This window comes from Vagococcus changpingensis, assembly GCF_058211775.1.
In genome coordinates, this window is the sequence record NZ_JBYVZB010000003.1 from 373,683 (window position 1) to 385,831 (window position 12,149).

General features: G+C 29.3%; 12 protein-coding genes and 3 pseudogenes. 3 read left to right on the plus strand and 12 right to left on the minus strand.

Annotated features, from left to right (window positions below):
• The coding region (locus AC37UB_RS08285) for an LPXTG cell wall anchor domain-containing protein (protein ID WP_490685581.1) at window positions 1-365 on the plus strand (365 nt) is incomplete at its 5' end.
• Between the two features lie 599 nt (window positions 366-964).
• On the opposite strand, the gene AC37UB_RS08290 is transcribed toward AC37UB_RS08285, so the two are convergent.
• Both AC37UB_RS08290 and AC37UB_RS08295 read right to left on the minus strand, forming a co-directional pair.
• Window positions 965-1,597: a DUF421 domain-containing protein gene (locus tag AC37UB_RS08290; protein ID WP_490685582.1), complete on the minus strand. Its 633-nt coding sequence runs from the start codon at window positions 1,595-1,597 to the stop codon at window positions 965-967.
• Window positions 1,598-1,611: 14 nt separating this feature from the next.
• Window positions 1,612-2,052, minus strand: a complete 441-nt coding sequence (locus tag AC37UB_RS08295; protein ID WP_241699528.1) for a DUF3290 family protein — start codon at window positions 2,050-2,052, stop codon at window positions 1,612-1,614.
• Between the two features lie 786 nt (window positions 2,053-2,838).
• On the opposite strand from AC37UB_RS08295, the pseudogene AC37UB_RS08300 reads away from it, so the two are divergent.
• Window positions 2,839-2,933, plus strand: a pseudogene (locus AC37UB_RS08300) (IS6 family transposase); the annotation flags it as partial.
• A gap of 112 nt (window positions 2,934-3,045) precedes the next feature.
• On the opposite strand, the gene AC37UB_RS08305 reads toward AC37UB_RS08300, so the two are convergent.
• The 4 genes from AC37UB_RS08305 to amaP all read right to left on the minus strand — a co-directional run bounded on the left by AC37UB_RS08305 (window position 3,046) and on the right by amaP (window position 4,687).
• Window positions 3,046-3,243 (minus strand): CsbD family protein, encoded by a 198-nt coding sequence (locus AC37UB_RS08305; RefSeq protein ID WP_117973678.1) that lies wholly within the window; start codon window positions 3,241-3,243, stop codon window positions 3,046-3,048.
• Between the two features lie 76 nt (window positions 3,244-3,319).
• Complete coding sequence (locus AC37UB_RS08310) at window positions 3,320-3,901, minus strand: Asp23/Gls24 family envelope stress response protein (RefSeq protein ID WP_490685583.1); 582 nt, start codon at window positions 3,899-3,901, stop codon at window positions 3,320-3,322.
• Window positions 3,902-3,941: 40 nt separating this feature from the next.
• Window positions 3,942-4,112: a DUF2273 domain-containing protein gene (locus tag AC37UB_RS08315; RefSeq protein ID WP_117973682.1), complete on the minus strand. Its 171-nt coding sequence runs from the start codon at window positions 4,110-4,112 to the stop codon at window positions 3,942-3,944.
• A gap of 14 nt (window positions 4,113-4,126) precedes the next feature.
• Window positions 4,127-4,687 carry an alkaline shock response membrane anchor protein AmaP gene (amaP, locus tag AC37UB_RS08320; protein WP_241699525.1) on the minus strand — a complete coding sequence of 187 codons (561 nt, stop codon included), beginning with the start codon at window positions 4,685-4,687 and terminating at the stop codon, window positions 4,127-4,129.
• Between the two features lie 219 nt (window positions 4,688-4,906).
• Between amaP and AC37UB_RS08325 the strand changes: the two are divergent.
• Window positions 4,907-5,393 (plus strand): annotated as a pseudogene (locus AC37UB_RS08325) (DDE-type integrase/transposase/recombinase); the annotation flags it as partial.
• A gap of 260 nt (window positions 5,394-5,653) precedes the next feature.
• On the opposite strand, the gene AC37UB_RS08330 reads toward AC37UB_RS08325, so the two are convergent.
• The 6 genes and pseudogenes from AC37UB_RS08330 to AC37UB_RS08355 all read right to left on the minus strand — a co-directional run.
• Window positions 5,654-6,445 carry a TraX family protein gene (locus AC37UB_RS08330; protein WP_256463828.1) on the minus strand — a complete coding sequence of 264 codons (792 nt, stop codon included), beginning with the start codon at window positions 6,443-6,445 and terminating at the stop codon, window positions 5,654-5,656.
• Window positions 6,446-6,577: 132 nt separating this feature from the next.
• A complete protein-coding gene (locus tag AC37UB_RS08335; protein ID WP_490685584.1) occupies window positions 6,578-6,967 on the minus strand; it encodes a DUF1093 domain-containing protein in 390 nt (129 codons plus the stop codon).
• Between the two features lie 336 nt (window positions 6,968-7,303).
• The gene (locus AC37UB_RS08340) at window positions 7,304-9,112 is read right to left on the minus strand and encodes an FtsX-like permease family protein (protein WP_490685585.1); all 1,809 of its coding nucleotides are present in this window, start codon (window positions 9,110-9,112) and stop codon (window positions 7,304-7,306) included.
• A 17-nt stretch (window positions 9,113-9,129) separates the two neighbouring features.
• Window positions 9,130-9,882: an ABC transporter ATP-binding protein gene (locus AC37UB_RS08345; RefSeq protein WP_117973691.1), complete on the minus strand. Its 753-nt coding sequence runs from the start codon at window positions 9,880-9,882 to the stop codon at window positions 9,130-9,132.
• A 266-nt stretch (window positions 9,883-10,148) separates the two neighbouring features.
• Window positions 10,149-10,711, minus strand: a pseudogene (locus AC37UB_RS08350) (IS30 family transposase); the annotation flags it as partial.
• A gap of 704 nt (window positions 10,712-11,415) precedes the next feature.
• Window positions 11,416-12,149, minus strand: a 734-nt coding sequence (locus tag AC37UB_RS08355; RefSeq protein ID WP_490685586.1) for an Ig-like domain-containing protein, incomplete at its 5' end; no start/stop codon positions are given.

Sequence of the window (12,149 nt, forward strand, 5' to 3'; positions counted from 1 at the left end):
AATCTAGTTCAACAGAACCTAGCTCAACAGAATCTAGTTCAACAGAATCTAGTTCAACAGAATCTAGTTCAACAGAATCTAGTTCAACAGAATCTAGTTCAACAGAATCTAGTTCAACAGAATCTAGTTCAACAGAACCTAGCTCAACAGAATCTAGTTCAACAGAACCTAGCTCAACAGAATCTAGTTCAACAGAATCTAGTTCAACAGAATCTAGTTCAATTATAAAATTTAATAATAATAAGAATAATTCAAACAAACTTCCAAAAACTGGATATACAAGATCAAATGAATTAATAGTAATTGGAATTATATTAATAATTTGTCTACTAAAAATCTATTCCAAAAAGCTTAAAAAAATCTAAAATGGCTTATTAAACTAATCAAAACTTCATCTATAAATCAAATTTTACTTATTTTTTATTAATTACTTTAGTTAGTTGAACACGAAGTAGTGTTCAACAGAAAAACACGCGTACTGCGTGTGGAGGAAATAACTTTAGTGTTAAGAAGCTCCTTTCGATATACTAAATAGTGGCTACCACCCGTTATAAGAGAATCGAGGCTCTATGTCAAATTGTGTTGATGGGCAATAAGATTGATAAAAAAGTCTCAAAAATGAAATAGAATTAATTGGAGTGAGGGAAGAAATTCTCTCGCTTTTTTATTTACGCCGATTGTAACATTAAGCTAGACAACTAAAACAATCATTTGTGATACACTCGAATTGTCTTTCCAATCAAAGAAAACAAGGAGAGTGATCACAAATGACCTATACACATCTGAATACAGACGAGCTAGTTTTGATAGGATCTTATTATCATCAAAAGTTGAAATTTAATCAAAACAAACTACTAGGCTATTAATATAGCTAACAGCTTTTGACTTCCGTATTTTGATGAAGTAGGTTGATAGATTAACGAGATTTTATCTTATTCTTAGATTTGCAACACATCCATACTATCTATGTGGGATAAGGGAAAAATTTTAATTTGCCAGAAACATATTCACCAACAAATATTTGATTAATATTTTTCAATCCAGCCTTATTTACTTCTGAGTTTAGCCAATCTAGATCTTTATGAATCATTTCAAGTATATCCATATCAGGTTGTCCATCAATAATCACAGGATATCTAGTTGATTCATCACCGTATTCTGTAATTGTTAATTGTCCATTTTGTTCTATAATAGCTCGTTTAACTTGAGACACGTCACTAATCCCATTTTCTCTCAACTTTAACATCAATTCACGCCCCTGTATTCCCTGCTTCATACATTGACCTACATTAATCATCCCATCTTTAATTAGTACTGAGGTCTTTCCATCAACAATTACTTTCATAAAATGAAAATTTTCTTTTAAATATTTAACTATCATAACCAGTATTGTCCAAATTAATAAAACAACTAGAAATTGTAGTACTGTAACAGATTCATTATAAATAACGCCTCCTATAATCCCCCCCAATACATAATTTTGAATCTGATCCATTGGAGATGATGGAGCTAAGTTACTTTTTCCCATAAGATTAATCTGAAATACAAGACAAATAATGCCTAAAATAAACTTAATAACAATTCCATTCACATTCATTTATTTTCAACTCCCTAATTTTTTTTGATAATTTCTCCGTTTAACAACGTAACTTTTTTCAAACTAAATGCAGACTTATCAGCATTTAGTTCAACCGAATAATAGGATTCATTCAATTTTATAATCGTGTTATCATTTAATTGATATGAATTTATATATATATTATCTTTATCAATTTTTTCCTTTTCTGATAAAACATTAATAAAATTTAGAACTTCAGAAACTTGATGTTTTTGATTTAAGGATTGAGAATAATCCATGTATTGCATACAAGAAATTAATAATAGTGACAAAAAAGCTATAACTGCTAGATCTCTATACTTTGTTTCAAATCTTTTTTTTAAGAATACAATAATAAGAATAATAAGGCCAAATAGCAAAAACATACCTATGTATCGAATAATGTTATTTATACTTACTTGATTTTCAAGAATATCAACACTGTAAAAATCCATAAAAATTTCCCTCCTTCATAAAATTAACTTATTTCTAAAAATTGTTCATTATGCATGGGCTCTTATTTTAAAACATAGTCTTTCCACTAATTTATTATCCTCTCAATTCTCTAGTATGCTCTGCACATTTGATTCAAGTTGAATCTTTAATAGTTACTTTGATATGAATATTTTTTAAAGGATGATCTATGAATAAGAGCAGTAATAGCAATATCCAAATTCCTTGTACAACATCTGTTAAAATCATTGGTCACTTTTTTACGAAGCGTTCTACAAATGAGTTAGCGAACATTCCTCCCAACAATTTAGTTAGTAAAATGGACACGCAGCTAAGAATGAAAGTAACACACGTCTTTTTTCTTAATATATCCAATTTTAGATTGTAAAACTAGACATTTTACTACCAAAAGACGCAATAAGTTGATGATTGTCCTTTTATCATTCCTCGTGTGCTATTCTAATAAACATGATATTATTTCCTTTTCCCTACCTACATCCGTTAGTTTAAGTTTAGAATTATATATACCTAAATTGTACTAGTAATTTTAAAAACGCCCCTGTCAATACCTCAAAGGCTAGCGAAAAATATGGTTATGTTGCAAAGGTTAATGAAGTGTGATTTTTCGATATAATGACTTTAACTAAAATGATTGGAAGAACGATGGTGAAATAATATTTTAAGAGAAAACCATACAACTATCGAAATATTATTGAACCCGTTGACGTATACTGTCATTTTCCTTTAAATTATCGTGATTGTTCTATTATAATAATGAAGTTAGCCACACAACGATTAAAGAAATTGAGGTTGTTTCGGCACTATATAAAGAAAGTCGAAGAGAAATTAACCTCTTCGACTTTTCACGTGGGATAAAATTGAGCTCTGCTTAAAGCAGCATAGCCCATTAAACAAATTTGGGATGCGTCTGTCTAATTTTTTAACTTTGCAACACAAATACTATCAATTTATTGACACTTCTACTTAGCTTTAATTTATTTGTTATCAAACTTTTCTTTAACGTCACCAATAACTTCTTCTGTTTTGTCTTTTATATCAGAACTAACTTCTTTAATTTTACCTTCAACTTGTTTTAAAACACCTTCACCTTTTAATTCTTCATTGTCTGTAACATCACCAGTAGTTTCTTTTGCTTTGCCAACTACTTTATCTATTTTTCCACTATTCGTCATTATAATAACCTCCTATTCTTAATTACAACACTGTTATACTATTTTCTAATTCTTACTACCTACTGAGGTTAACCATCTACTTTACTCTTGAACCCATAACATTATCCTGAACATTTGATACTTGATCGCTTAATTTATCTCTAACATCTGAAGTAGCTTCTTTTACGTTATCTGTCTTTTTAGAAACAAAATTACTCGTATTTTCTGCAGCTTCTGATAACTTATCTTGTACTGTTGTATTCTCTTCTTCGTATTGTTCTTTGGATTTTACATCCACAACATTTACATTTACCTCTACAACATTTAGATCTGTCATCTTTTTGACTTCTCTAGTAGTAATTTCTTTTATGCTATCATAAATGTTATTCATATTTCGACCGTATTCACAAACAACATCTAAATCGACAGCGACTTGTTCTTTACCAACCTCTACATCAATACCCGATGTAACATCATCTGTATTGACAATTTTTCCTGCTAAATTAGATAAAAAACCGCCATCAACAGTTAATAATCCCTCAATTTCTTCCAAAGCAATACCTATTATTTTTTGTATTACTTTATCATCAAACGTCAAATCTCCTTTTATTGTTTGATTTTGATTCTGTCCTTTAGTATCTGTTACTTTACTTTTTTTGTCTTCATTTTTATTACTCATTGTAATTCCTCCTTATATTGTATTAATTATATTAATCAACCTAAAAAATTTTAGATTGTAAATAAAAACCGATATAGCATCCAAGTAATGTGAATATTAGGACAAATAATGTTTTAAAGAAACCAACTATTATAATTGATAAACTAATAAATAGCCCTATAATACCAAATAAAACAGTAAGTTTGTAATCGTTCAAAAGTTCTTGTAACAAAGTTATCCCCTCCTTTAAATAACTCGACTTTTATTAGAATCGCTAGATTTATAGTTCTGAAAATTTACTCGAACTGTCATATTTTCCTCTATACCAAATAGGGTAAACAACCTATGTTCAATAGTCTTTGAAATACTTTCTTTTCTCTTAACTAAATCATTAGTGGATTCGTTAATATTGGCTTCTATATTAACGATAATTTTATTTTTTTTAAGAATAGATGTTACCTTCGGATCATTTAAAAAATACTCCTTTTTTAAAACATTTAATACAAAATTATCAATTGCTTTGTTTTGAACTGATAAATACCCAGAACTTTCTTTAATTTTTATTTGGTTCTTTTTAATAGGGATAAAAAGAAGAACGACTATGGAGACCAAAGACATACCAATCCAAAAAATACTTAACCAAAAAATAACACTTGATAGATAGGTGTTAAAATATGGATAGTTTTGAATTTTAATTAAAGAGAAAGGTAAACTAACGGCATATTGTGAGATAGTAACAGCAGAAAATAAAGGAATAATTAAAGTCAAAATTAGAATAGTCAAGAATATTTTTATACTAGTTTTCAAACTACTCACCTTCTTTCGAAATGTAATTGTTTAATTAATTGTACTATATTTAAAAAAAAAAAGAAAGTAATTTAAGTGATAATGACAATAGAGATGATCAATTGATGGTTGTGTTACCCAGTTTAATTAAGGGTTGTTTTTCGATATAATAATTTAACTAATATTACTGGAGGAACGACGATGAATAAACATTTTAAGGGAAAATAAAACGACTATCGAATTATTATTGAAGTCATTGGCTTATACTGCCATTTTCCTTTAAGTTATCACGATTGCTCCATTATAATAAATAAAATGCAGTATTAAAATTAAACAAACGACGATTTATTACATGGTAAATTGTTGTATTATATTTGGAAAAAAAGAAATAGAAGTAAAAGGTTTAGTGATTCCTGGAGAATTTATGAGACGTATGTCAAAATGAAAGGGAAGGAGCATTACCTTTATCGTGCGATTGATTCAAATGGAAATTCTCTAGATATGTGGTTGCGAAATCATCGCGGTATAGTCTCTACTAAAACTTTTATGAAGCAAATCATTCAAGATTATGGTCAGCCCTATTATATTGTGACGGATAAATGGGATTTTCTTCACTCAAGGTAATTAAAGAACTAAAAGAAAAAAGTATTCTTGATTAAACAGTGAGTCATTTTATACTGTTGCAGCAACGATTAAAGGATTTGAGGTTGTTTCGGTACTACATAAATAGGCTGTACACTAAATTGTGTTAATAGACTAAAATTAGAAAGTAGTCTAATTATGTTACAAAATGTTATTAGTTAGATTTTCTACAGATAATGAATCTCTTGAACCTCTCCTGACTTCTGTCATGAGAGGTTCAAATACTCTTTGTTTTTCGAAACGTGATAAAAAGGTTAAATTTAATCAAAAAAGACTGCTAGTATATTAATACATCTAACAGTCTTTTAATTTCTTTATTTTGTTTAAGTTTCGTGAACTGAAATGTTAATGATTATATAAAAAAGCAGATATTAGATAAAGTAAAGCAATGTGTGCAGGATAGAAGATATAGAAGAAGTACTTCATCCCTTTACCTTTTTGTCCGTTATACATCATAATAGGTATAATAGCAAATATCATAATCCATTGTGTAGACCCCATAAATAAATAGAATAACGCTGTTATTATAATCATCAAAATTTGTATGTTTCGCTTGTTTCTAAAAATATATAACAACGGTATCAATAACACCCTAATACCATTCTCAGCTAAAAATATTGCAGGCACAAACGTCATAATGAGTGTCATGATACTAGAATTTTGTAAAATGGTTGGATTAGATAAAGCAATACTTACTAGAATAGAAGAAATAAATGGTAACAAAATCAATAAAAAGCCACACAATATGTTTAATACTTTCTTATGTTTCTTTCCAGAAATAATTAAATCTATCCCCGCCATCATTAAAGTTCCGATAAATAAATCTCTGAAAATATTATTTATTAAAACCACTTGATCATAGTGTACAATTTTTTCCAAAAAGAATGTAAGGAAAGACATTAAAATCATTGAAATATAAAGTCTTAGCATGTATCTTTTTTTACTTTTGGTATGAGAAAAACCAACAACACTTACAAAAAAGAACAGAGTTGCTACTGGTCTTCCAAACCAATCTACCCAGTTTGGAATACCAAATGGTACAAACATTTGATGTATATGATCAATAAACATCAGTATAATGCCTATAATTTTAATATCAAAAATGGATAACCTCTTAGTCTTTAAAACATTATTCAAATTAATTCCTCCTAAAAAATCATGAGTGTACTATATAACAAATTCAGTAGTAAATACAAATTTAAACCTATTATTCAGATTAAATAATAGGTTTTTCATCTACCAAATAAACAAAATTAACTAACACTCTTGTTATTCATGTAATTTATTTAATACATTTTTGGGGATTTTAGTTTTTGATATCTCGTTAGGTCCTTTAGTAACACGTTTTTTACTTATTTCAGCTTTTACATATGAACCAGGTGTTAGTGGTTTTAATTGATCACTCTCTCCAGTTAAATCGTATTCCATTTTTTGTACACTTCCATCTTCTTTAACAAAATAAAAATCATAGCTGTAAGTTTTACTTCCAGCAACTACACTTCCATCTTGATATTTTGCGTCTTTTATTTCTGGAATTTTATCTGAAACTTTGGCGTAAGCAACTTCACTTTTATATGTTTCAGCATAATATTTATAACCTTTATATCCTACAAATACCATTACTACTAGTAATACACTTAAAATAACTTTTTTTACCATAAAATATCGCTCCTTTATAATTCATATAAAATATTTTTTTAAATTAATTAAACCTTCCAGACATATATAAAAGTATTAATCCTATGATAGATAGGATAGTTCCATAAAACATCTGAGAGATCATGGAAATATCACCCAATAACAAACGAAAAAGGAACCACTTCCTACCAAAAACAAACAGAAAAACACCGATTAAAAATATAAAGACTCCTAAAATAACTAAAGGATTATCTACATAGTTAGCATTCATTGAATTCTCCCCATTTCTTACCGATATTACATAATAACGCGTAGTAGTTTCTAATAATAAAATATATTTGATTGATCTATATTTTTTTAATAATCATCTAATTCTTTAGGTATAACGATACTGCTATATAAAACTACGGTTAATACATAATAAATAGTATATAAAAATATAAATATAGAAAAAGGTATCCAAATTCCTTCGTATGGATTACTTATAAACTCTTTGAACATTTGTAAACCAAACAGTACATGGATAATACCTAAAATGCCAGGTAAAAAGAATAAAACACCGATTTCTTGTATGACTGCTTTTTTTAGAAGTGATTGTCTAGTTCCTATTTTACGTAACATTTGGAAACGTGCTTTATCAGTGTTAGCAGATGATAAAATTTTAAACATTAAACAACTTGCTAACATCGTTAAAAATGCTAATCCTAAAAAGAATCCCATAAATTGAAATCCAGCAGAGATAGAATTTATTGTTTGATATGTTTCATATTTTTGTGATACGTTATCCATTTCATTATTCGAATTCATACTTGGGTTATTACGATTATTTTCTAAAACTAATTTTTTGATTTGTGGCAAACTGTCTTTAAAGTTAACTACTTTGATTAGTTCTAGGTTTGTCTTAGGTAGATTTAGTATGTTAAACTCCGCATTAGAGACAAATTTTATCTCTTTATTTCTTTGGTCGGGTGTCATATATTTTTTTAAAATGGTAATCCCATCTTGATTTTCCTTTAATTGATTTCCAGTGTATTCATTAATTTTTTGATTATCTATATTTTTATCTTGTAATGGCTGCTTATTAAATTCATCTAAATTATAATATAAAGTATTCGAATCTTCTTTTTGACTATATTTTGCATCAAAATTTGTATCTAAATCATTTATTTGTTTTTGATTTATCTTATCTGAATTATTTAATACCAAGTCATATGTTTCACTATTATTAGCTATTTTAATTGGCTGAGATCTAAATGCCAGACCAACGGTAATAGCCCCCATCGCTAATGCAAATAAGATAGACACCATTGTTAAAATTTGAGTGTATTCCCTAATTCTAAAAGTTAATTGTGATAATGTAAAGTTTGTTAGTTTTTTCATTGATATGGAATCAATATTTTTCATTAAACTCAAAACAACAATAGCAATCGCATGAAACAAGCAATAACTTCCTATTACTATAGTGACAAGTGCTACCTCAATTGAAAATAATTTATATGTTTGAATATTATCCAACATATAATATCCAAGACCTAAACTTAAAGATCCGAATATTGCTTCAAGTATAGAGAGAATTGGACGTCTCACTAATTTTTTCGCAGTTGATTGTTCGTTTAATAATTGTAAAATTTGTTTACTCACAACAGAACTCGAATTAATAAGTGATGTTATGATAAATAAAATACTAAAGATTGAAAGTGTCCAAACAATAGCTAGTAAGTTAAATGGTGAAAATCCTGTAACCACTATATCTAATTGACTCATTAAAAAATAATTAACAACATAAGTAAGACACACGCCTAATAAAATACCGATTAATGTAGCAGATAATCCTATAATAAATGTCTCTAAAAAGATTATTTGAGCAATTTTTTTAGTTTTTGCACCTAACATCATGAGCATGGCATACGTTCTTTGTCGTAATGTCATCAAAAAAGAATTGGCGTAGAGTATGTATACAATTGTAATAATAGTTAATAAAATAGTTCCTAGTTGAAAAATCATCGTTGCCATACTGATACTGGTATTTCCTTCTAAAAAAGCTTTATTTGTTGCAAGACTTTGAAACATGTAAAAAATAGCTGAGGCAATAGTTAAACCCGAGAAGAGAATCATATAATCTCGTAATCGACTCTTTATACCTGTCATAGATAACTTCCAAATCATCGTTTTTTCATTCCTTTCTATTGCTCTAAATTACCTAAAGAGACTAAAATTTCTCGGTAAAATTCATCGCGCGATTTTTCTTCACGATTTAATTCTTGGTGTATTACACCATCTTTTATAAATAAAATACGTTTACAGTAGCTAGCCGAGAATGGATCATGCGTTACCATTAAAACCGATACATTATCCTCATAATTTAGCTCATTCATCATATCGAGCAAATCTTTTGCACTTTTGGAATCCAAAGCACCTGTTGGCTCATCTGCTAATAAAATGCTGGGGTCAGTGACTAGTGCTCTCGCTGCAGCGACACGCTGTTTTTGTCCGCCAGACAGAGCAGTAGGGTATTTGTCTAAAATGTCACTAATTCCCAAATGATGTGCTACAGTATTTATTTTATTTTTAATGATTTTAGGCTTTAAATTTTGTAATGATAGAGGAATCGCAATATTTTCTGAAGCAGTCATGGTTTCTAATAAATTGAAATCTTGAAAAATAAACCCAATCTTTTGTCCTCTAAAATCAGCTAATTTATCTCCTCTTAGTTTCATAACGTCTTCACCAGCTATTTTTACGTCACCGTTAGTTGGTTTATCAAGAGTAGACAAAATGTTTAATAAGGTTGATTTTCCTGAACCAGATGCTCCCATAATCCCAATGAATTCCCCTTCTTCTACATCAAACGTTACATCGTTTAGAGCAGTTGTTTGTTTTTCATTGTTTTTTCCATATACTTTTTTTAAATTTTTTACACTTACTACTAATGCCATATACATTCCCCTTAAAGTTAGATTTAAATAATAAAACCAAAGATATATATAGACCTTACACTAAATAAAAAAAATAATATATAGTACTTTAGTATGATTTATTTAAAACAACGTAGTTTAAGGTGAATACAAGAGATTTTTTTATATAAAAAGCTTTATAATTTAAAATAACTATAAATACAAGCAGGTTTTTAGTCAGAATGATTAATTGTTTTTTTAACGATGTTTTATTGGTATTTTTTAAAATTTTCATTGATTAAATGAAGCTAGATAAAATATCGTTTGTCTACATAACTCAAAAATACTACTTCCAATAGTGTTTTATAATTTAATGATTTTCTAGGAATATTATTTCTTTTAAATGCGATAGATTGGATAAAAGATTCCTCAACTTCGTTGAAATCAATTTGATTAAGTAATCTATCTTTGCGTAATAACCTATTATATTGTTCATTTAAACCTCCTTGTTAGGATGTTCTTGGATCAGCAAAATAACTATCAATATCATTTCGATTGCTGATTGATTTCCAATTAGAAAACTCTTTACCACAATCGAATGTGATTGTTTTAAATACATGGCATGGAAACTTTTTAAACCAATTATTTAAACTATTTTCGATACCTATGCTCGTCTACCTATTGGTTTTAACGTAATAATCACTTTCGACAGCCTTTCAATGAGTGTGATAACAGCACTTTTATGCCCTTTCCCAACAATTGTGTCACCTTCAAGGTGACGTAAGTCATTATTAAAGAGTTGATAATCCTTATGACGTTGATGTATGGTTCTTTTAAAGGCTTGTTTGTCATTTTTTTCTTTATAACCATTCGCTATAGATAGTCTGTTTTGCTCGTTTCAATTGTTTCGCAATGTATGTTCCTTTTTAACTTGATGGTAATAAGATGCTATCAAAACTAGCTCGTCTGTAGTCAGATGTGTATAGGTCATTTTTGATCACTCCCTTTGTTTTATTGGGGTGGAAAGACCATTTGAGTGTATCACAAATGATGTTTTTTAGTTGTCTAGCTCAATGTTACAATCGGCGACATTTAAAAAGCATCGAGAAGAAATTAAAAATACAGTTGAAACATCTTATTCAAGAAGTTTTTATAATTTTAAGCTACGACTACGACTATAAATTCAATTTACTTAAAATAATCTGTCTTTAAATCACCAAAAAAGATCTAGAAAACCAAATGGTTTCTAGATCTTAAATTCTAACGTATTACTCTCAACAACAGTAGTTGACAAAGAGATGATATTTTCATTCTTAAATCCTTATTTTAGAGACTTTTAAAAAAACTTAGACGGAACGAGTATACTACGAATTTAAATCATTTAATAATGTGAGAATAATAATTTTCTTCCAACACACTAATTAATCTCATTTCATGTTTGAGAATTTTTTATCTACATTATTGTCCATCAACATGATTTGGTGTACAGCCATTTATTTTTTACTTGTCAACTTAAATTGCAGCAAACTTGATTATTACCATTAATCAATAAAAATAGATTCATAGCTGTTTAGTTTATTTATTCCGTTTCAATTTCCACCCTAACAATCCTCCTGCTAACGTTAATAATAATAGTCCTGTACTTAATAATGATTTATTATCATATTCACCTGTAGATGGTAATTTTTGTTTACCTACGGTTCCTTTTCCAATCACCTTATTGTCTTTATCTTTGATCGTGATTTTATCGCCACCAACCCCTTTGCCGGATACTACTTGCTCTCCTTCTATTGGTTGGTTGACAGTCGGTTTATGGGCGTCTTTATCGAATGGTTTTTCTGCCACCGTTGTGGTCCCTGGGGTCCCTTCTTTGCCATCGGTCGTTGGGATCACCGTTAATTCTTCCCCTTTTTCTAACGGACGATCGGTTTTAACAGTAAACGTACCATCTTCCGCTACGGTTCCTTTTCCAATCACCTTATTGTCTTTATCTTTGATCGTGATTTTATCGCCACCAACCCCTTTGCCGGATACTACTTGCTCTCCTTCTATTGGTTGGTTGACAGTCGGTTTATGGGCGTCTTTATCGAATGGTTTTTCTGCCACCGTTGTGGTCCCTGGGGTCCCTTCTTTGCCATCGGTCGTTGGGATAACGGTTAATTCTTCCCCTTTTTCTAAAGGTCGATCGGTTTTAACAGTAAACGTACCATCTTCCGCTACGGTTCCTTTTCCAATCACCTTATTGTCTTTATCTTTGATCGTGATTTTATCGCCACCAACCCCTTTGCCGGATACTACTTGCTCTCCTT

Coding starts and splice junctions, on each gene's coding strand:
- AC37UB_RS08290 (WP_490685582.1), bottom strand. CDS start 1,597: ATGAATGTGAATGGAATTGTTATTAAGTTTATTTTAGGCATTATTTGT.
- AC37UB_RS08310 (WP_490685583.1), bottom strand. CDS start 3,901: ATGAGTAATAAAAATGAAGACAAAAAAAGTAAAGTAACAGATACTAAA.
- AC37UB_RS08305 (WP_117973678.1), bottom strand. CDS start 3,243: ATGACGAATAGTGGAAAAATAGATAAAGTAGTTGGCAAAGCAAAAGAA.
- AC37UB_RS08335 (WP_490685584.1), bottom strand. CDS start 6,967: ATGGTAAAAAAAGTTATTTTAAGTGTATTACTAGTAGTAATGGTATTT.
- AC37UB_RS08340 (WP_490685585.1), bottom strand. CDS start 9,112: ATGATTTGGAAGTTATCTATGACAGGTATAAAGAGTCGATTACGAGAT.
- AC37UB_RS08345 (WP_117973691.1), bottom strand. CDS start 9,882: ATGGCATTAGTAGTAAGTGTAAAAAATTTAAAAAAAGTATATGGAAAA.
- AC37UB_RS08295 (WP_241699528.1), bottom strand. CDS start 2,052: ATGGATTTTTACAGTGTTGATATTCTTGAAAATCAAGTAAGTATAAAT.